Origin of the sequence: Amycolatopsis sp. NPDC049688 (assembly GCF_040674975.1) — a bacterium.
Classification (GTDB): Bacteria; Actinomycetota; Actinomycetes; order Mycobacteriales; family Pseudonocardiaceae; genus Amycolatopsis.
Genome location: NZ_JBFANY010000018.1, coordinates 139,485 through 159,253 on the forward strand (window position 1 = coordinate 139,485; position 19,769 = coordinate 159,253).

At 70.7% G+C, this 19,769-nt stretch carries 18 protein-coding genes; 9 read left to right on the forward strand and 9 right to left on the reverse strand.

Annotation, left to right across the window (positions count from 1 at the left end):
* Window positions 1-73 precede the first annotated feature (73 nt).
* Entirely contained in the window at window positions 74-2,935 is a 2,862-nt protein-coding gene (gene uvrA, locus AB0J55_RS38625; RefSeq protein WP_364260531.1) for an excinuclease ABC subunit UvrA, read from the forward strand.
* Between the two features lie 3 nt (window positions 2,936-2,938).
* Here the strand turns inward: uvrA and AB0J55_RS38630 are convergent, their stop codons facing one another.
* On the reverse strand, window positions 2,939-3,475 hold the full coding sequence (locus tag AB0J55_RS38630; protein WP_364260534.1) for a fibronectin type III domain-containing protein: 537 nt from the start codon (window positions 3,473-3,475) through the stop codon (window positions 2,939-2,941).
* A gap of 226 nt (window positions 3,476-3,701) precedes the next feature.
* Here AB0J55_RS38630 and AB0J55_RS38635 point away from each other — a divergent pair, with 226 nt between their 5' ends.
* The 4 genes from AB0J55_RS38635 to AB0J55_RS38650 all read left to right on the forward strand — a co-directional run bounded on the left by AB0J55_RS38635 (window position 3,702) and on the right by AB0J55_RS38650 (window position 6,061).
* On the forward strand, window positions 3,702-4,205 hold the full coding sequence (locus AB0J55_RS38635; protein ID WP_364260537.1) for a hypothetical protein: 504 nt from the start codon (window positions 3,702-3,704) through the stop codon (window positions 4,203-4,205).
* A gap of 146 nt (window positions 4,206-4,351) precedes the next feature.
* Window positions 4,352-4,903 carry a sigma-70 family RNA polymerase sigma factor gene (locus AB0J55_RS38640; RefSeq protein WP_026469270.1) on the forward strand — a complete coding sequence of 184 codons (552 nt, stop codon included), beginning with the start codon at window positions 4,352-4,354 and terminating at the stop codon, window positions 4,901-4,903.
* The gene (locus tag AB0J55_RS38645) at window positions 4,900-5,616 is read left to right on the forward strand and encodes a zf-HC2 domain-containing protein (RefSeq protein WP_364260540.1); all 717 of its coding nucleotides are present in this window, start codon (window positions 4,900-4,902) and stop codon (window positions 5,614-5,616) included. The genes AB0J55_RS38640 and AB0J55_RS38645 overlap by 4 nt, the downstream gene beginning before the upstream one ends.
* A 1-nt stretch (window position 5,617) precedes the next feature.
* A complete protein-coding gene (locus tag AB0J55_RS38650) occupies window positions 5,618-6,061 on the forward strand; it encodes an SRPBCC family protein (RefSeq protein ID WP_364260543.1) in 444 nt (147 codons plus the stop codon).
* On the opposite strand, the gene AB0J55_RS38655 is transcribed toward AB0J55_RS38650, so the two are convergent.
* Window positions 6,049-7,464 carry an MFS transporter gene (locus AB0J55_RS38655; RefSeq protein ID WP_364260546.1) on the reverse strand — a complete coding sequence of 472 codons (1,416 nt, stop codon included), beginning with the start codon at window positions 7,462-7,464 and terminating at the stop codon, window positions 6,049-6,051. The two genes, AB0J55_RS38650 and AB0J55_RS38655, sit on opposite strands and share 13 nt — an antisense overlap.
* Before the next feature lie 104 nt (window positions 7,465-7,568).
* On the opposite strand from AB0J55_RS38655, the gene AB0J55_RS38660 reads away from it, so the two are divergent.
* Window positions 7,569-7,964, forward strand: a complete 396-nt coding sequence (locus AB0J55_RS38660; protein WP_364260549.1) for a helix-turn-helix domain-containing protein — start codon at window positions 7,569-7,571, stop codon at window positions 7,962-7,964.
* A 97-nt stretch (window positions 7,965-8,061) separates the two neighbouring features.
* Here the strand turns inward: AB0J55_RS38660 and AB0J55_RS38665 are convergent, their stop codons facing one another.
* On the reverse strand, window positions 8,062-9,405 hold the full coding sequence (locus AB0J55_RS38665; protein WP_364260552.1) for a cation:dicarboxylase symporter family transporter: 1,344 nt from the start codon (window positions 9,403-9,405) through the stop codon (window positions 8,062-8,064).
* A 156-nt stretch (window positions 9,406-9,561) separates the two neighbouring features.
* On the opposite strand from AB0J55_RS38665, the gene AB0J55_RS38670 reads away from it, so the two are divergent.
* From AB0J55_RS38670 to AB0J55_RS38680, 3 genes are all read left to right on the forward strand, one after another.
* Window positions 9,562-11,136 (forward strand): sensor histidine kinase, encoded by a 1,575-nt coding sequence (locus tag AB0J55_RS38670; protein ID WP_364260694.1) that lies wholly within the window; start codon window positions 9,562-9,564, stop codon window positions 11,134-11,136.
* Entirely contained in the window at window positions 11,133-11,801 is a 669-nt protein-coding gene (locus AB0J55_RS38675; RefSeq protein WP_093951962.1) for a response regulator, read from the forward strand. The genes AB0J55_RS38670 and AB0J55_RS38675 overlap by 4 nt, the downstream gene beginning before the upstream one ends.
* A 93-nt stretch (window positions 11,802-11,894) precedes the next feature.
* Window positions 11,895-13,643, forward strand: a complete 1,749-nt coding sequence (locus AB0J55_RS38680) for a M64 family metallopeptidase (protein ID WP_364260557.1) — start codon at window positions 11,895-11,897, stop codon at window positions 13,641-13,643.
* Window positions 13,644-13,703: 60 nt separating this feature from the next.
* Here the strand turns inward: AB0J55_RS38680 and AB0J55_RS38685 are convergent, their stop codons facing one another.
* The 6 genes from AB0J55_RS38685 to AB0J55_RS38710 form a co-directional block, all read right to left on the reverse strand.
* Window positions 13,704-14,000, reverse strand: a complete 297-nt coding sequence (locus tag AB0J55_RS38685; RefSeq protein ID WP_364260560.1) for a hypothetical protein — start codon at window positions 13,998-14,000, stop codon at window positions 13,704-13,706.
* Window positions 14,001-14,157: 157 nt separating this feature from the next.
* Window positions 14,158-15,525, reverse strand: coding sequence for a beta-N-acetylhexosaminidase (locus tag AB0J55_RS38690; protein WP_364260563.1), 1,368 nt, complete (start codon window positions 15,523-15,525; stop codon window positions 14,158-14,160).
* Between the two features lies 1 nt (window position 15,526).
* Window positions 15,527-16,375 (reverse strand): carbohydrate ABC transporter permease, encoded by an 849-nt coding sequence (locus AB0J55_RS38695; RefSeq protein ID WP_364260566.1) that lies wholly within the window; start codon window positions 16,373-16,375, stop codon window positions 15,527-15,529.
* Window positions 16,366-17,307, reverse strand: a complete 942-nt coding sequence (locus tag AB0J55_RS38700) for a sugar ABC transporter permease (RefSeq protein ID WP_364260569.1) — start codon at window positions 17,305-17,307, stop codon at window positions 16,366-16,368. The genes AB0J55_RS38695 and AB0J55_RS38700 overlap by 10 nt, the downstream gene beginning before the upstream one ends.
* Window positions 17,307-18,590, reverse strand: coding sequence for an extracellular solute-binding protein (locus AB0J55_RS38705; RefSeq protein ID WP_364260572.1), 1,284 nt, complete (start codon window positions 18,588-18,590; stop codon window positions 17,307-17,309). The genes AB0J55_RS38700 and AB0J55_RS38705 overlap by 1 nt, the downstream gene beginning before the upstream one ends.
* Before the next feature lie 8 nt (window positions 18,591-18,598).
* Window positions 18,599-19,729, reverse strand: coding sequence for a lactonase family protein (locus AB0J55_RS38710; RefSeq protein WP_364260575.1), 1,131 nt, complete (start codon window positions 19,727-19,729; stop codon window positions 18,599-18,601).
* Between the last annotated feature and the right edge of the window lie 40 nt (window positions 19,730-19,769).

Consider the following 19,769-nt stretch of genomic DNA (forward strand, 5'->3'; position numbering starts at 1 on the left):
CCGTGCAGCTCCGCTTGAGACGACACAGCCGGGTGCGCGACCGCACTGAAGAAGACATTGAGAGGACCCTGGCGTGGCTGATCGCCTCGTTGTTCGCGGTGCCCGCGAGCACAACCTCCGCGGCGTGGATCTCGACCTGCCCCGCGACAGCCTGATCGTGTTCACCGGCCTGTCCGGGTCGGGGAAGTCGAGCCTCGCCTTCGACACCATCTTCGCCGAAGGGCAGCGCCGGTACGTCGAGTCGCTCTCGGCGTACGCCCGGCAGTTCCTCGGGCAGATGGACAAGCCGGACGTCGACTTCATCGAGGGCCTCTCGCCCGCGGTGTCGATCGACCAGAAGTCGACCTCGCGCAACCCGCGGTCCACCGTGGGCACGATCACCGAGGTCTACGACTACTTGCGGCTGCTCTACGCCCGCGCCGGCAAGGCGCACTGCCCGAAGTGCGGCGAGGCGATCAGCAAGCAGACCCCGCAGCAGATCGTCGACCAGGTGCTCGCCATGGAGGAGGGCACCCGGTTCCAGGTGCTCGCGCCGGTGGTGCGCGGGCGCAAGGGCGAGTACGTCGACCTGTTCGAGAACCTGCAGCAGCAGGGTTACGCGCGCGTGGTCGTGGACGGCACCGTGCACGCGCTCACCGACCCGCCGAAGCTGAAGAAACAGGAGAAGCACCAGATCGGCGTGGTCATCGACCGGCTCACGGTGAAGGCGGCCTCCCGGCAGCGGCTCACCGACTCGGTCGAGACGGCGCTGCGGCTGGCCGACGGCCTGATCGAGCTCGAGTTCGTCGACCTCCCCGAAGGTGATCCGCACCGCATCCGCGGCTTCTCCGAGAACCTGGCCTGCCCCAACGGCCACCCGCTGGCCATCGAGGACCTCGAGCCGCGCTCGTTCTCCTTCAACTCGCCCTACGGCGCCTGCCCCGAGTGCACCGGCATCGGCATCCGCAAGGAGGTCGACCCGGAGCTGGTGGTCCCGGACGACGAGCTGTCCCTGGCCGAGGGCGCGATCGCGCCGTGGTCGGGCGGGCAGAGCGCGGACTACTTCATCCGGCTGCTCGAGTCGCTGTCGGAGACCATCGGCTTCCGGATGGACACCCCGTGGCGGCGGTTGCCGGCGCGGGCCCAGAAGGCGGTGCTGCACGGCGTCGACGAGCAGGTCCACGTCCGCTACAAGAACCGCTACGGCCGCCAGCGCTCGTACTACGCGGCCTTCGAGGGCGTCATCCCGTTCCTCGAGCGGCGCCAGGAGCAGACCGAGTCCGAGTACATGCGCGAGCGGTACGAGGGCTACATGCGCGAGGTGCCGTGCCCGGCCTGCCAGGGCACCCGGCTCAAGCCGGAGATCCTCGCCGTGACGCTGCAGCACAAGACCCGCGGCGACATGTCCATCGCCGAGGTCTGCGGGCTGTCCATCGCGGAGGCGTCGCAGTTCCTCGACGAGCTGGAGCTGGGGCAGCGCGAGGCGATGATCGCCGGCGCGGTCCTCAAGGAGATCCAGGCCCGCCTGCGCTTCCTGCTCGACGTCGGCCTGACGTACCTGTCGCTCGATCGCGCGTCCGCCACTCTTTCGGGTGGTGAAGCGCAGCGCATCCGGCTCGCGACGCAGATCGGCTCGGGTCTGGTGGGCGTGCTGTACGTGCTGGACGAGCCGTCGATCGGCCTGCACCAGCGCGACAACCACCGCCTGATCGAGACGCTGACCCGGCTGCGGAACCTGGGCAACACGCTGATCGTCGTCGAGCACGACGAGGACACCATCCGCTCCAGCGACTGGGTGGTCGACATCGGCCCGGGCGCGGGCGAGCACGGCGGCCACATCGTCCACAGTGGACCGTACAAGAAGCTGCTGAAGAGCAAGGAGTCGCTGACCGGGCAGTACCTGTCCGGCCGCCGGAAGATCGAGGTGCCGGCGATCCGGCGCCCGATCGACAAGAAGCGGCAGCTGACCGTCGTGGGCGCGCGCGAGCACAACCTGCGCGGGCTCGACGTCTCGTTCCCGCTGGGCTGCCTGGTCTCGGTCACCGGCGTCTCCGGTTCGGGCAAGTCCACGCTGGTCAACGACATCCTCGCCACGGTGCTGGCGAACAAGCTCAACGGCGCCCGCCAGGTGCCGGGCCGGCACACCCGGGTCAACGGCCTGAACAACGTCGACAAGCTGGTGCGCGTCGACCAGTCGCCGATCGGGCGGACCCCGCGGTCCAACCCGGCCACCTACACCGGTGTCTGGGACCACGTCCGGAAGCTGTTCGCGGCGACCACCGAGGCGAAGGTCCGCGGCTACCAGCAGGGCCGGTTCTCGTTCAACGTCAAGGGCGGCCGCTGCGAGGCGTGCGCGGGCGACGGCACGATCAAGATCGAGATGAACTTCCTGCCGGACGTCTACGTCCCGTGCGAGGTCTGCAAGGGCGCCCGGTACAACCGGGAGACCCTCGAGGTGCACTACAAGGGCAAGACCGTCTCGGACGTGCTCGACATGCCCATCGAGGAGGCCGCGGAGTTCTTCGAGCCGATCAAGGCCATCCACCGCCACCTGCAGACGCTGGTGGACGTCGGCCTCGGCTACGTCCGCCTCGGCCAGCCCGCGCCGACGCTGTCCGGCGGTGAGGCGCAGCGCGTCAAGCTGGCCAGCGAGCTGCAGAAGCGCTCGACCGGCAAGACGGTGTACATCCTCGACGAGCCGACCACCGGTCTGCACTTCGAGGACATCAGCAAGCTGATCGGCGTGATCAACGGCCTGGTCGACAAGGGCAACACGGTGATCGTGATCGAGCACAACCTCGACGTGATCAAGACCTCCGACTGGATCATCGACATGGGCCCGGAGGGCGGCTCGGGCGGCGGCACGGTGGTCGCCGAGGGCACGCCGGAGTACGTCGCCGAAGTCGAGGGCAGCTACACAGGCGAGTTCCTGCGGACGGTGCTCACGGCCGAGTAGCGGTCACCGCTGCTTCCCGGTGGTCTGGTGGACCACCGGGGAGAGCGGGCCGTAGTGCAGCGCCCGGACCCGGTAGGCCGAGTTCTCCTCGCCGGGCAGCAGCGAGAGCGCGCACGTCGTCACGTCCGGGCCGGTCACCTCGACCGGGTCGAAGTCCGGCGTGCCCGGGCGCCGGATCTCCAGCAGGAACCCGGCTTCGTCCGGCGTGCGGTCGGCCCACGTGACGGTCACCGTGTCCCCGGAAGCCGCCGCGCGCACGTCCGTCGACACCGGACCGGTGAACGGCTGCACGCGGTAGTAGAACGGCGTCTCCGGGATCAGGTCCGGGTGGTGGTAGCTCGTCACGTGCGGGGCCAGGAACCGCAGTGTCGTCCACGGTCCGGCCGGGTCGTTCGCGTACTCGACGCGGTGGCCGGCGTCGTCGTCCGGCCAGCTCAGCACGACGTCCGTGGGCGAGGTCAGGGTCGCCGTGAAGCCGGGTGCGGGCGCGGAACAGCCCACGGCCAGCAGGGCCACCAGGACGAGGGGTTTCACGGGCACGGCGGCCTCCCGGCACGGGCGGGGGCGGCGGTGCGGACGTTGACGAGCTTAGGAAGCCCGCCCGCACGACGACAAGATCGTGCCGATCACCGGGACACACCAATCCGCCGCCGGACCGGCACCGAATGGCCCGAAACCCGGCTGAACCGTTTCCCGCGACCGTCCGTGTCTCCAGGTGTCGAGGTCCGCCGGACGGCGGAGCCGCCCTCACCGAGGAGAGAACGTCATGAACCGTATCCGGCCGGTGGTCCTCAGCGCTCTGGCGCTGGTCGCCGTCGCCTCGCTGTCCGCCTGCGGTGAGATGGCCGATGGTGCCCAGGGGCCGCAACACGGGCAGCCGGGGCACAAGATGCTGCAGGTCGGCACGATCAACGGCGTCGGCGCGGTGGTCACCGACGCCGACGGCAAGACGCTCTACCGGTTCGACAAGGACGTCTCCTCGCCGCCGACGTCCAACTGCGACGGCGACTGCACCAAGTCCTGGCTGCCGATGCTCGCCGGGGTGGCCACGCCGATGCTCAAGGGCATCCAGGACACCCAGGTGGGCACCGCGACCCGCAAGGACGGCAGCAAGCAGATCACGCTCAACGGCTGGCCCCTGTACGAGTACGCGGGCGACAAGGCGGCGGGCGACATGAACGGCCAGGGCGCGAACGGCACGTGGTTCGCCGTCGCCCCGGACGGCAGCAAGATCACCGCCGGTGGCAAGGCCGGCGGCGCCGGGTCCTGACGGACGACGGTTTTCCGGGCAGAACGAGGAAGGACGGGCAGCCGATGAACACCATGGTCGCGCTGCGCTCGGCGCACGCACCGCCGGTGGAGCTGAGGGTTGCAGTACTGTCCTCGCCGACTCAGAACACCGTCGGGAGGACGAGGGTGGCCATAGGAGGCAGGCGGCCTAAGAAGGCCAAAGGCGAAGACCTGATTCGGCAGCTGTACGCCGAACACGGGCGAAGCCTGCTGGCCTACGCGACGAGGCTGACCGGTGATCGGGCGGCGGCCGAGGACGTGGTCCAGGAGACGCTCGTCCGTGCGTGGAAACACGCGGACGACTTGCAGAACGACGGGAAAGGCTCGGTGCGCGGCTGGTTGCTGACCGTCGCGCGCAACCTGGTCACCGACCGGGCACGGGCCCGGGCGGCACGGCCACAAGAAGTGGCCGAACCGGCCGAAGGCGTGCCGACCCCGGCCGTCGAGCGGGACCACGCCCAGGGCGTGGTCGACTCGATGACCGTGCTCGGGGCGATGGACGGGTTGTCCAACGAGCATCGAGAGGTCCTGGTGGAGATCTACTACCGGGGACGGACGGTGGCCGAAGCGGCGAGAACACTGGGCGTCGCACCCGGTACCGTGAAATCAAGGTCGTACTACGCCCTAAGAGCACTCAGAGCAGCGATGATTTCGAGCGGAACGGAGGTGGCGCGATGAACTCGGTCGACGAGAGTCACACGCAGCTCGGCGCGTACGCCCTCGGCGCGCTCGATCCCAACGAGGCAGCCGACTTCGAGCGGCGGCACCTGCAGACCTGCGCGCAGTGCCGGTTCGACCTGAACGAGCTCGTGGCCCTGCGCGACTCGCTCGACGAGGTGCCGCCCGAGGCGTTCCTCGACGGGCCGCCCGAAGGCGGGGACCTGCTGCTGCAGAAGACCCTGCGCCGGGTGCGCGAGGAGGAAGAGCGCGTGGCTCCGGCCCGTTCGGGCGGACGCCGGGGCCTGGCCCTGGTCGCCGCGGCGGTGCTGGTGGTCGCGGCCCTCGGCGGCGGGATCCTGGTGGGCAGGCAGACCGGCGGGGGCGGCGAGCCCCTCGCGATCCCCGCGCCGCCGACCGATGTTCCCGGTACGAAGAGCGCCGAAGGGCGCGATCCGACCACCGGCGTGCAGCTGGCGGCATCGGTGAGCCCGTTCCAGGGCTGGGTCCGGGTGAACGTCAGCGTCAAGGGCGTCAAGGCCGGCGAGAAGTGCCTGCTCCAAGTGGTCACCAAGGAAGGTCAAGCGGTGACCGCGGGCAGCTGGCAGGTCTCGGAGAAATGGGAGAACCAGGGCTTCAACCTCGACGGGTCGGCGCTGGTCGCCCCCGACGACGTGAAGTCGGTCGACATCGTCACGGTGGACGGCCGGAAGCTGGTCTCGGCCCAGGTGTGACGTGACGGGCGCGCGCTACCGGTTCCGCAGCACGTGGTTGCTGCCGGAAAGTGCGCCCGAGCGGGTGTTCGGCGTGGTCACCGACCTCGCCGGCTACCCGCGGTGGTGGTCGGACGTCCGCGCGGTGCGCCGCGTGGACGACGACACCGCCGAGCTGGTTTGCCGGTCCCGGCTGCCGTTCCGGATCACCGTCCGGATGCACCGGGACCACCAGGACGAGCGCACGGGCCTGATGCGGGTCAGGCTCAGCGGCGACCTCGACGGGGTACTGGCCGGTGCGGTCCGCGCGGCGGGCGCGGGCACACTGCTGGAGATCACCCAGGACGTCCAGGCCCGCAAGAAGTTGCTGCAGCGCTTCGACACGGTGGCCCGGCCGCTGTTCCGCGCGAACCACGCGCTGATGATGCGGCGGGGCCACCGTGGGCTTTCCGCCTACCTCGCCTGACCGGCGGCGCACACCTCCGGAGCCACCGCGGCCCGGCGGGTGCGGCGGCCGAGGACCAGGCCGCCCAGCACGACCGCCGCGATCAGGAAGGCCGCGCTCACGCCGTAGGCCAGCCGGAACCCGGCCGCCAGGGCCTCGCGGTGGTCCAGCGCTCCCAGGCTCTCCGTCCGGGAAGCGGCCGCGGCGGCCAGCACCGCCGTCCCGATCGCCGCGCCGACCTGCTGGGTCGTGTTGATCAACCCGGACGCCACGCCGGCGTCCGCATCCGCCACGTCCGTCATCGCCAGGCCCATCAGCGCCGGGATGGCCACGCCGGCGCCGAGGCCCATCAGCAGGAGCGGCGGCAGGACGTCGGCGAAGTACGAGCCCGACACCCGGGTGAGCAGCAGCAGGCCCACGACCACCAGGCCGAGCCCGGCCGGCAGCACCGTCCGCGGGCCGAACCGCGCCGCGAGCCGGTCCGCGAAACCGAGCGACGCCACCGCGATCACCAGCGGCACCGGCAGGAACGCGACGCCGGTCCGGAGCGCGTCCAGGCCCAGCACCTGCTGCAGGTACAACGCCGTGACGAACTGGAAGCCCAGCATCCCGGCCACCATCAGCACCATCACGACGTTGGCGCCGGTCACCGCGCGGATCCGGAACAGCCGCAGCGGCAGCAGCGGCGTCCGCGCCTTCGCCTGCCGCACCGCGAACGCCGCGAGCAGGACGGCGGCCGCGGCCAGGGCACCCCACGCGGACGACGAAACGCCGTACACGCCGAGCATCACCGCGGCGGTGACCAGCAAGGCGCCGAGCACGTCGACCCCCGCCCGCAGCCCCGTCCCGCGGTCCGGCGAGACCACCCGCACGGCCAGCAGCAGCGCGGCCACGCCGATCGGCAGGTTGACGTAGAACGTCCAGTGCCAGTTCAGCGCCTGCGTCAGGGCACCGCCCGCGATGAGCCCGATCGACGCGCCCGCCGCCTGCGTGAAGCTGTAGACGCCGATCGCCTTCGCCCGCGCCCGCGGCTCGGGGTACATCGTGACGATCATCCCCAGCACCACGGCCGAGGCCAGGGCGCCGCCGACGCCCTGGACGAACCGCGAAACGACGAGCAGGCCCGCGGTTTCCGAGAGCCCGGCCACCAGGGACGCCAACGTGAACAGGCCCAGCCCGCCGAGGAAGACGCGGCGGCGGCCGATCAGGTCGCCGAGCCGTCCCGAAATGAGGAGCAGGCCGCCGAAGGCGACCAGGTACGCCGTCACGACCCAGGACAGCCCGGCGGGCGTGAAGCCGAGGTCGGCCTGGATGGCGGGCAGCGCCACCGCGACGATGCTGCTGTCCAGCACGACCATCAGCGAGGCGGCGCACAGCACCGCCAGGGCGAGGCCGCGGGAGCGGACGGGGTGGTTCTCGGCCATGTCAGGCCCCTCCAGTCGAGAGTTCCCCTGGTCGCTGCCAGGGCACTTCTTGTAACAGTGCCCATCATGTGTGACCATGGGTCCGCTCGGAAGGAGGCACTTCCATGTCCCAGGGGAACATCGGTGTACCTGTCCAGGTCACCGAGATCGACCCGGAGAAACTCGACGTCTGCACGGTGCTGGAGGTGATCAACCGGATCAGCGGCAAGTGGGCGATCGGGATCCTGCTGGAGGCGATCCGGGGCCCGGTGCGGTTCACTCAGCTGGAACGTGCGGTCGAAGGGATCAGCCGCCGGATGCTGACGCTGACCCTGCGCAACCTCGAGCGCGACGGCCTCCTGGTCCGCACGATCTACCCGACCGTCCCGCCGCGCGTGGAGTACGAGGCCACGGCGATGGCGAAGGAGCTGTACCAGTCGCTGAACGGCCTGCTCGGCTGGGCGGAGCAGCACCGCGACGACATCGCAGCCGCGCGCGTCGCCTACGACGCCGCTTCCTGAAGACGTGGAACGGGCCGCGGTGCGAGGTCGGGGAGACTCGCACCGCGGCCCGCGGTGGCTCGTGCTCAGCGGGGGCGTGAGCACGAACGTCTGAGAGCTACCGCACCGCGGCTTCTTCGGGTTCGGGCTGCCGCTCCTCGTCGATCAACGTGGCCTCGTCGAACGGCGCGGTCCCGGCGAACACCCGGTCCGCCTGTTCCCGGTCGAACTCCTTGGTCCAGTTTCCGATGAGGACGGTCGCGACGGCGTTGCCGGCGAAGTTCGTCAGCGCGCGGGCCTCCGACATGAACCGGTCGATGCCGAGGATGAACCCGACGCCGTTCACCAGTTCGGGCCGGTGCGACTGCAGCCCGCTGGCCAGGGTCGCGATGCCGGAACCGCTGACCCCGGCCGCACCCTTCGACGCGATGATCATGAACACCAGCAGGCCGATCTGGGCGCCGATCGACAGCGGCTCGTCCTGCGCCGCGGCGATGAACAGCGTCGCCATGGTCAGGTAGATCGCCGTGCCGTCCAGGTTGAACGAATACCCGGTGGGCACGGTGATGCCGACGACCGACTTGCCGACCCCGAGGTGCTCCATCTTCGCGATCAGCCGCGGCAGGGCCGATTCCGACGACGACGTCGACAGGATCAGCAGGAACTCCCGGCCGAGGTAGCGCAGCAGGTGCCAGATGTTCACCCGGGCGCCGAGCCACAGCACCAGGCCGAGGACGACGAACACGAACACCAGGCAGGTCGCGTAGAAGCCGATCATGATCACCGCGAGGCTCTTCAGCGCGGCCCAGCCGGTCGCGCCGACCACGGCCGCGATCGCGCCGAACGCGCCGATCGGGGCGGCCCACATGATCATCGCCAGTACCCGGAAGACCAGGCGCTGGATGTGCTCGACCCCGCGCAGGATCGGCGCGCCCTTCGGGCCCAGCTTCTGCAGCGCGAAGCCGACGAGCAGCGCGACGAGCAGCGTCTGCAGGACCTGGCCTTCGGTGAAGGCGGACACGAACGTCTTCGGGATGATGTGGAGCAGGAAGTCGACCGGGCCTTCGGAGCCGGTGGCGGACTTCTGGACGCTCTTCACGTCGGCCGGGTTCAGGTGCAGGCCCTCGCCGGGGTGCAGCAGGTTGCCGACGACCAGGCCGATGGCGAGCGCGAACGTCGACATCACGATGAAGTAGACCAGCGCCATGATGCCGACCTTGCCGACCTTCGCCGCCTTGGCGACCGAGCCGACACCGATCACGATGGTGCAGAAGATGATCGGCGAGATCATCATCTTGATCAGGTTCACGAAGCCGTCGCCCAGCGGCTTCAGGCCCTTCGCGAAGCCGGGGAAGAGAAAGCCCACCAGGATCCCGAGCAGGACCGCGACGATCACGGCCAGGTACAGGTAGTGGGTCTTGTCGCGGCGGCGCGGCGCCGCGTCGGGGGTCGGTGTAGGCACCGTTGCCTCCAGCTAGGGGTGGTCCAGGTTGCGGCACACTGTAGGCGCAGTTCGGTGATCCGGCTCACTTGTGTTCATTGAGTTCGTGTGATGATCGACCGTCCCGTTCGGACACCGGGCCGCCCGGTGTGCTGGTATGAGGAGGTGCCCCCGACGTTGCGGTCCCATTGGAGCCTGGCGCGCCAGCTGCTCGTGCTGCAGCTGGTGGTGCTCTGCGTGCTGGCCGGCGCCGGGATCACCTTCGCCTACCTCGACGCGCAGCGGGCGGTGGGCGAGCACGCGCGCGACCAGGTCCGCGTGGTCGCCTTGACCGTCGCCGACGAGCCCAGCGTGGTCGCGGCGGTGGGCGCGCCGGACCCGAGCGCGGCGCTCCAGCCGTTCGCGCAGCGCGTGAAGGACCACACCCACGTCGACTTCATCACGATCATGAGCCCGGCCGGGATCCGCTACACCCACCCGAATCCGGCCCTGATCGGGCAGCACTACATCGGGAACATCGACAAGGCCCAGCAGGGCGGGGAGCTCACCGAGACCTACACCGGCTCGCTCGGCCCGTCGGTGCGCACGGTCGTCCCGGTGTTCGACGCCGGCCACCGGGTGGTCGCGCTGGTCGCGGTCGGGATCACCGTCGCGGCGATCACGGCCGAGCTGCGCGAACGGCTGTGGCCGCTGTTCGGCGTGGCCGGCGCGGTGCTGGTGGTGGGCGCGCTGGGCGGCTGGCTGATCAGCGCCCGGCTGCGGCGCCAGACCCGCGGCGTCGCGCCGGACGAGCTGAGCAACCTGTTCGAGTACCACGAGGCCGTGCTGCATTCGGTGCGCGAAGGCGTGCTGCTCGTCGGCCGGGACGGGCGGATCGGCCTCTGCAACGACGGCGCCCGCGCGCTCCTCGGTCTCGACACCGACCCGGTCGGGCGCGACCTGGCTTCGCTGGGTCTGCCGGACGGGCTCGCCGAAGCGTTCACGTCGGCGGAGAACCGGGCCGAGGAACTGCACCTGACGGATTCGCGCGTGCTGCTGGTGAGCACGTCCGCCGTCCGTTCGGGCGGCCGCGCGCAGGGCACGGTCGTCGTCCTGCGCGACCACACCGAGCTGCAGACGCTGACCGGCGAGCTGACCACCGCCCGCGGTCTCGCGGAGGCACTGCGGTCGCAGGCGCACGAGGCGGCGAACCGGCTGCACACCGTCGTTTCCCTGGTGGAGATCGGCAAACCCGAGCAGGCCGTCGAGTTCGCGACCGCCGAGCTCGCGCTGGCGCAGGAGCTGACCGACCGGGTCGTCGGCGCGGTCGCCGAGCCGGTGCTCGCCGCCCTGCTGCTGGGCAAGGCTGCCGAGGCGAGCGAACGCGGGGTCGAGCTGACGGTCACCCCGGACACCGTGATCGACGACGTCTCGCTCGGGGTCGAGGCCCGGGACCTGGTGACGATCCTCGGCAACCTGATCGACAACGGCCTCGACGCGGCGGTGCGCGGCACCGGGCACCCGAAGGTGGTCGTCACCGCCCGCACGGACGACGAGGGGCTGCTGCTGCGCGTCGCCGACTCCGGGCCCGGCGTGCCCGAAGGCGCCGACGTGTTCCGCCGCGGCTGGTCGACGAAGGCGGAGGACGGCCACGGCCTCGGCCTGGCGCTCGTCGGGCAGGCGGTGCGCCGCTACGGCGGCACGGTCGACGTGGGCCGGGACGGGGGCGCGGTGTTCACCGTGCGGCTGCCGCGGCAGGAGGCGGGCCGGTGATCCGGGTCCTGGTGGTGGAGGACGAGCCGGTGGCCGCCGAGGCGCACCGCGTGTACGTGGAACGGCTCCCCGGTTTCTCGGTGGCGGGGGTCGTCCACTCCGGCGGAGAGGCCCTGCGGTTCTGCGAACGCGAGCCGGTCGACCTGGTGCTGCTCGACTTCTACCTGCCGGACACGCACGGCCTGGCGGTCTGCCGGTCGCTGCGCGCGGCGGGCCTGCCGATCGACGTCATCGCGGTGACGTCGGCCCGCGACCTCGGCCTGGTCAAGGCGGCGGTGTCGGTCGGCGTGGTGCAGTACCTGCTCAAGCCGTTCACCTTCGCCACCCTGCGCGAGAAGCTGGAGCGCTACGCCGAATTCCGCGACGCGTCGGGCGAGGTCACCGGCCAGGCGGAGATCGACCGGGCACTCGGCGCGCTGCGCACGACCGAGCAGCCCCCGCTGCCGAAGGGGATGAGCGTCCAGACCTTGGAAGCGATCACCGACGCGCTTTCCGGCGCGGCGGAAGGCCTTTCGGCGGGCGCGGCGGCGAGCGCGATCGGCGCGTCCCGCGTCACGGCCCGCCGGTACCTGGAGTACCTGGCCGACAACGGGATGGCCCACCGCGAGCCGCATTACGGCCAGGTGGGCCGGCCGGAGGTCTGGTACCGGCTGACTCGCGTATAACGACCTGCACAGCCGGCTCTGCGACTTCCGGCGGTTCCGGCGGCCCTTCCGGTGCGGTACACCGGAACGATCACCGACCAGGGGAGTGCCGCCATGCGGAAGTGGGCCGGGTTCGTCGCAGCGCTCGTGCTATCGGCCGGGATCGCCGTCCCCGCGTACGCGGCGGAGCCGGTGGCGAGCGTCACCGAGGTGCAGGTGACCGGGCCGGTGGCCCAGCGGTTCAACCTCGTCGTCCTCGGGGACGGCTACACCGCCGCCGAGCGGCCGAAGTTCCTCGCCGACGTCGAGCGGCACGTGAGCACGCTGTGGTCGTTCGAGCCGTTCAAGTCCTACCGCAGCTACTTCAACGTCTACGCCGTGTCGATCGCGTCGCCCGAGTCCGGTGTGGACTGTGACCCCGCGCTGGACTCGCCGCGGCGGGACACCCCGCTGCACATGGGTTTCTGGGGCGGCTGCAACCCGCAGAGCGTGCAGCGGCTGCTGACCGTCGACGACGCCGCCGCGCAGCGGTACGCCGGTCTCGTGGCCGGCACGACGGCGGCGAACCGGCAGATCCTGGCCCTGGGCAACAGCAACACCTACGGCGGCGCGGGCGGTACCTACGCGACGGCGTCGGGCGGGAACGCGCTGTCCGCGCTCATCTCGCCGCACGAGCTGGGGCACTCGCTCGGCGGCCTCGACGACGAGTACGACTACTACGCGCGCAATGTCCCGGGCGGGGCATACGAGGGCGGCGAGCCCGACTCGATCCACCACACGCTGCTCACCGAGCCGCAGATGCGCGCCCAGCACGCGAAGTGGTACCGCTGGCTGGGCGAGCCGAGCGAGGCCGGCGGCCGGATCGGCCGCTTCGAAGGCGGGCTGTACACCCAGACCGGCGTGTGGCGGCCGAGCGCGCACTCGATGATGAAGACCCTCGGCTACAGCTACGACCAGATCGGCCGCGAGCGGATGACGCAGCGGATCTCGGCGAAGGTCCCGCTGGTCTCCGGCGGCACGCCGGCCGGCACGATCGGCGCCGACCGGGTCGTGTGGGTGCGCCCGATGCACCCGGTGGACCACCGCCTGGACATCCGCTGGACGCTCGACGGCGTCACGCTGCCCGGCCGGGAGGCGGTGGACTTGCTTTCCGCGCACGTGAAGCCCGGACGCCACACGCTGACGGCGACGGTGACCGACCCGACGCCGTTCGTCCGAGACCCGGCGGTCCGCCCGGTGGCGACCCGCACGTGGACGGTCGACACGGCGGTGGTCACGCCGCCCGCGACCGGGCCGGCGGTGGTGGCGTCGACACCGGCCTCACACCCGGTCGGCGGCCACGACGTGGTCTACGTCGAAACCGGCGAGCCGACCGGCTCGATCCCGCAGGTCAGCTGGGCGCTCGACGGCCGGTTCGCCGGGACCGGCCCCGACTTCGCGCTCAACGCGTCCCGCGGATCGCACACCCTCACCGCGACCACCGGCGGCACGACGCTGACCTGGACGGTGGACGCAACCGGCCCGGCGACGGCGGTGGAACTGCCGCCGGGCCCGGTGTACCACGGTTCGTTCACGATGCGGCTGACATCACCGGACGGCATGCCGGAGTTCCGCGTCGACGGCGACGGCTGGCACAAGTACTACGGCTGGCCGACGGACCCGGACGCACCGTACCTGCTCACCCCGCGCGGCACCGAGATCGACGGCCTGGCGTACGGGAACCTCGGTTCGGGTGGCCTGACGGTGTCACCGTTCGCCGAGCGGACGCCGGGTTACGGCACGCACCGCATCGAGTACCGGTCCATCGACGCGGCGGGGAACGTGGGCCCGACGCGCTCGGTCACGGTGACGCTGCAGCCGTGACCGCCGCGACGGCGATTTCCGGCCGGCAGGAAATCGGCGGGAAATCGGTGATCGTAATGGTCAGGTTGCCGGATTCGACTGGTTTGCCTGCATGGTGTACACCACCGCCATGACGATCGTGATCGCGGCCACGACCCCGCACGCGACCATGATTCCGGTGCTGATCCCGGTCATCGACTTCGCGGCCGTGCAGGTCGCCCGGAACGACGGGGAAAGCCGCTGGTGGATGTCGCCGAACGTGGTGGAGCAGCTCGTGGCCTGCGCGGCGTTCTTCGCGTGCAGGACCAGGCCGATGACGACCCCGACGAGGGACACGACCAGGACGATCGGGAGCCATTTCGGATACGCTTTGAGCACGGTCGCACTTCCTTTCCGTAAATCCGTCCGGGTGGCCCTGGGTGGTCTCCCGAATCACACCAACCCCAGTCGCGCTGCATTGGCGTGGTGTTACGGACAACGGATTCCGTGCTGATTCACCGGCATTGCCGTCCGAGTCGAAAATCGTCTCCCGGGATCAGCGTGGCCGGCCCGGCACTCCCGGCCGGGTCTGCCACGGGTGCGGCCCGTCCAACGGCCGGTACTCGACGCCCAGCGCGTCCAGCCGCGGCAGGTGGTGGTCCCGCAGCCGCGGCAGGAACTCCGCGTAGTCCCGCGGCGCGGAACTCCACGCCACCTCCGCGAAGGCCGACAGCCGCGGGAACGCCATGTAGTCCACCCGCCGCACGCTGTCCAGGTGCTCGCTCCACACCTGCGCCTGGACCCCGCGCAGCCGCGGGCCGGTGAGGGCCGGCTCGTACGCGTACACGTCCTCCAGGGTGTGCACCTCGCCGACCGGGATCGGCTCGTCCGGGTCCGTCGACTGCCGGTGGTCCAGGTACACGTGCTGCTCCGGGCACATGACCACGTCGTGCCCGGCCGAAGCCGCCCGCAGGCCCGCTTCCTCGTTCTGCCACGAGCCGATCACCATCGGGGGGAGGGTGTCGATGTCGAGGACCTCGTCCCAGCCCATCGGGGTCCGGCCGCGCGCCACCAGGTGCGAGGCCAGCTGCCGGACGAACGCGTGGTGCTCGCCGGTCGCGCCCGGTGTCTCGTCGCCGCCCAGTGCGATCACCGGGGACGGGAAGATCTCCAGCAGGTGGTCGAACACCGTGCGGAAGAAGTCCAAAGTGGACGATATCGGCGAGAGCAGCGAAGTGCTGATACCCCAGGAGTCCCAGACTTCGTAGGACGACGAAGTCCCCAACGAAGGGTAAGCCGCCAACGCCGCCCGCGCGTGACCCGGGATGTCGATCTCCGGCACCACCGTGACGGCCCGCGAAGCGGCGTACGCGACGATCTCCCGCAGGTCGTCGCCGGTGTAGAACCCGCCGTGCGGCCGGCCGTCCTGGGCGCCGCCGCTGCCCACCATCGACGACGGCCGCCAGCCGCCCACCGACGTCAGCCGGGGGTACGCGGGGACCTCGAACCGCCAGCCCTGGTCGTCGGTGAGGTGCAGGTTCAGCACGTTCAGCTTGTGCGCGGCCAGCAGGTCGACGAACCGCAGCACCTCCGCCTTGGTCCGGAAGTGCCGGGCGACGTCGAGCAGGCAGCCGCGCCAGCCGAACCGCGGGTGGTCTTCGACCACCCCGCACGGCAGCGACGGAGGCGTGAACCCGGCCACCCGGAACGCGGCCGGGCCCGCCAGCTGCCGCAATGTTTCCCGCCCGTAGACCTCCCCGGCGGCATCGGCCACTTCCAGAACCACACCGGACGGGGAAATCGTGAGCCGGTAACCCTCCGGCGGCAGGGAAGCCGGCCGGACGTCCACAGTGGACGGCCAGGGACACGCTCCCGGGGCGGGGGTCACCGAGACCGGGCGGGGGAGCAGGGTGCCGAAAGCCATGTCAGCCCTTCACGGCGCCGGCCATGCCGGACACCAGCCGTCGTTGGACCAGGACGAAGAACACGAGCACCGGGATCGTCATCAGCGTCGAGGACGCCATCACCGCACCCCAGTCGGTGTCCTCCGGCTTGAAGAACACCAGGATCGCCTGCGGCAGCGTCTGGTTCTCGGTCTTGGAGATGATGAACGTCTTGGCGAACAGGAAGTCGTTCCAGGAGTGGATGAACGCGAGCACGCTGACCGCGACCAGTCCGGGCGCCACCAGCGGGAACAGGATCTGCCAGGTGAACCGCATCCGCGACGCGCCGTCGAGCTTGGCCGCCTCTTCGAGTTCCACCGGCACCGCCGCGACGAACCCGCGCAGCATCCAGATCGCGAACGGCAGGCTGAACGCGAGGTGCACCAGCACCAGCGAACCCAGCTCGTTCAGCCCGAACGCCGGCACCACGCCGCCGATCTGGCGCATCAGGAAGAACAACGGGATGGTCAGCGCCTCGACCGGCACCATCTGGGCGACCAGTGTCATCACCAGCAGCACGGTCCGGCCCTTGAAGGAGAACCGCGTCAGCGCCACCGCGGAGAGGAACGACAGCAGCAGCGACAGGGCCACGACGACCAGGGCCACGATGAGGCTGTTGACGAAGTACCGCCCGAAGCCCGACACGGTGAGCACGCGGGAAAAGCTGTCGAAGGACGGGCTGAACGTCCACGGCTTCGGGTTCGCCGACTGGATTTCGCCCGGCGGCTTCACCGCCGACAACAGCATCCAGTACAGCGGGAAGGCGACCATCCCGGCGATCAGCACGGTGACGACCTCGGCGGCCAGCCGCCCGGGGCGTTTCACAGCCATGCCGCGCTCCGGCGCTGCGACCGGACGTACAGCCCGGTGACCGAAAGCAGCAACAGCGTCATCACGACTCCGATCGCCGAGCCGAGGCCGTACTCCTGCCCGGCGAAGGCCTGTTGGTACGCATACACGTTGAGGACCAGGTTGCGCCCGGCCACGCCGCCGCCGTTGGTCATCACGTAGATCTGGGTGAACACCTTGAAGTCCCAGATGATCGACTGGACGGTGGCGATCAGCAGCAGCGGCCGCACCATCGGCAGCACGATCGTCCACGTCGTGCGCCACGCCGACGCGCCGTCCAGCGACGCGGCTTCGAGGACCTCGTCCGGCACGCCCTTGATCCCGGCGTACATCGTGACCAGCACGAACGGGAACGAGCACCAGATGACCTCGGCCGCGACCAGCCCGAACGCGCCGAGCGTGCCGAAGGTCCACGAGTGGTGCTCGAACGGCAGCCCGAGCCCGGTCAGCACCTCGTTGACCAGCCCGAAGTCGGTGTCGAAGAGGAACAGCCAGACGTAGGAGCCCGCGATCGCCGGCGTCGACCACGCCCCCAGCGCGGCCAGGAACAGCAACGTGCGTGGCAGCGACCGCACCCGGCTGGCCAGCACGGCCAGCCCGGTGCCGACGATGAGCGAGCCGATGACGCAGGCCGCGGCGAACCCGACCGTCTTGCCCAGCACGGTCCAGAACTGCGCCTGGGACAACAGGTCGGCGTAGTTCGCAAAGCCGAGGAACACCAGGGGCGCGTTGCCCGCGGCCTGCGGCTGGCCGTAGTCGTAGAACGAGATCAGGACCAGCTGGTAGATCGGGTAGGCCAGCAGGGCGATGAGCAGGATCCCCGCCGGGGCGAGGTAGAGCGCGGCGGCCCGGCCGTCCCGCCGCCGCCGCGCCTTGGGGGCCGCGGAGACGGGACGGACCTGCTGGGCGACCACTAGCCGAAGGCCTTGTTCATCGCGGCGGCCGCGTCGGCCAGCGCCGCCGCCGGGTCCTTCCCGCCGGTCGCGATCTGCTGCACGGCCGTCGGCAGCACGTTCTGGCTGTCGATCTTCGACCAGGCGGGCGTCGCCGGGACGAACTTCGTGCCCGACTTCAGCGTGTCGACGAACGGCTTGAGGAACGGGTCGTTCGCCGCGAGCTTCTGCTGCACGCTGCTCAGCGTCGGCAGGTTGCCCATCGCGGTGTACATCTTCTCCTGGTACTTCGCGCCGCCGAGGAGCTCGACGAACTCCAGCGCCAGGCTGCGGTGCTTGCTCGCGGTGAACACGCCCAGGAGGTTGCCGCCGGCGAACGCGGGCGCGATGGTGCCGGCGGTGGCGCCCGGGATCGGGACGACGGCGTACTTGCCCTTCACCGCGCCCTGCTCGACGGCCTTGCGGTTGAAGTCGCCGCCGATCGTCATCCCGGCCTTGCCGCCCGCGAACGCCGTCACGCTCTGCGTGCCGGTCAGGTTCGCGCACTGCGCGGGCGGGCAGATGTCGTCCTTGAGCAGGCTTGCGTACTGGGTCACGCCCGCCTTGGCCTGGTCTCCGCTGACCGTGGACGTCCACTTGCCGCCGTCGTCCTGGGCGAGCTCGCCGCCGTTGGCCCAGAGGAACGGCAGCATCGCGTAGGTGTACTTGCCGCCGACGGCGATGCCGTAGAGGTCCGGCTTGGCGGCGCGGATCCGGCGGGCGGTGTCGGTCAGCTCGGAAAGCGTCGCCGGCGGCTTCAGGCCCAGCTCCGTGAAGACGTCCGTGCGGTAGTACAACGCGCGGATGCCGGTGTACCAGGGCAGGCCGTAGGTCTTGCCGCCGGACTTCGCCGTGTCCAGCACGGTCGGGATGAGGTCCTTGGCCTCCGGCCACGCCGCCAGGTCGCCGGTCAGGTCGGCGAGCGCGCCGGTGGCGGCGTAGCTGGAGACGTCGGTGTTGCCGAACTCGGCGACGTCGGGGGCGTTGGCCGGGTCGTTGAAGGCGCCGGAGAACTTGTCGGCGCGGCCTTCGACCGGCACCCACTGGACGTCGACCTCGACGCCGGAGTGCGCGGCCTTGAACTCGGTGATGGCGTCCTTGACCGCGGCCTCCTTCGGCGCGCGGTTGGCCTCGTCGAACAGCCAGACGCGGACGGTGCCGGTCTTGTCGTCCCCGCCGCCGCCCGCGGGCGCGGACTGGGTGGGCGCACAGCCGGCCAGCAGAGCCAGGCCGACGGCGACGGGCAGGGTGCGGCGCAGTCTCATGGTGAACCTCACGAGGCGAAGTAGACGGAGTTGACGCTGCCGACGGCGAGCTGTCCGGCGACCGCGCCGGGCAGGCCGGTGGCCGGGTCGCGCGGCAGCCAGGTGACGGTGCCCGAGCGCTGGTTCGAGACGTAGAACCAGCTTTCGGAGGGGTCGAGGGCCACGTGCCGCGGCCAGTTCCCGCCGGTCGGCACGGTGGACACCAGCTTCAGCGTGGCGCCGGAAACGGAGAAGGTGGCCAGTGTGTTGGGGCCGCGGACGGTGGCGTAGGCGAATTTTCCGTCCCGCGACAGGATGATCTCGCCCGGGTACAGCTCCCCGGTGCTCCCGGCGGGGACGGCCGGGACGACGGAGAGCGCTTTCAGCGTCCCGGCGGCCGCGTCCCAGCTCGCCACCGTCACCTCCGGCCGCAGTTCCTGCAGGATGTAGGCGAACTTCCCGCTGCGGTCGAACGCGAGGTGCCGCGGCCCGGCCCCGGCGGGCAGCTTCAGCTGCTGGTGCAGCGAAAGCTTCCCGGCGGTGAGGCTGTACACGTACACCGAATCCGCGCCGAGGTCGACCGCCAGCACCCAGCGTCCGGTGGGGTCGTTGACGACCTGGTGCGCATGCGCCTGCCCGGAATCGGCGTGGTGGGTGACCAGGTCGGTGGCCGCGCCGAGCTTGCCGCCGGCCAGGATCGGCAGCACGACGACGCTGCCCGAGCTGTAGTTCGCGGCCAGCACGTACTTCCCGCTCGAGTGCACGCTCAGGTGCGTCGGCGCGCCGCCCTTCGACGAAACCCTGTTGATCAGCTTCGGTTTCGCGGGGTCGGCGATGTTCAGCGCCGAGACGTACCCGTCCGGGTCGCCTTCGTTGGTGACGTACAGCGTCCTGCCGTCGGCGCTGCGGTCGAACCACGACGTGTCGGTGATGCCCGGCACCGTGCGGACGGGGTTCAGCGCGGCGCCGGACCGGGTCGTGACGTCGAGCCCGTGCCCGGTCGCCCCGCTGGTGTAACTGCCGATGTACACGGTTCCTCCGGCGAAGCAGCCTTTCGGCGTGGTGGCGGCCGACGCGAGCTGGCTGCCGAGTACGGTGGCAGCGCCGGCGCCGGCCGCGGCGCCGAGGAACGTGCGACGGGTGAGTCCGGTCATCGTCATTGTCTCCCAACGGGTTTCGGCGGTGACGGACTCCAGTATG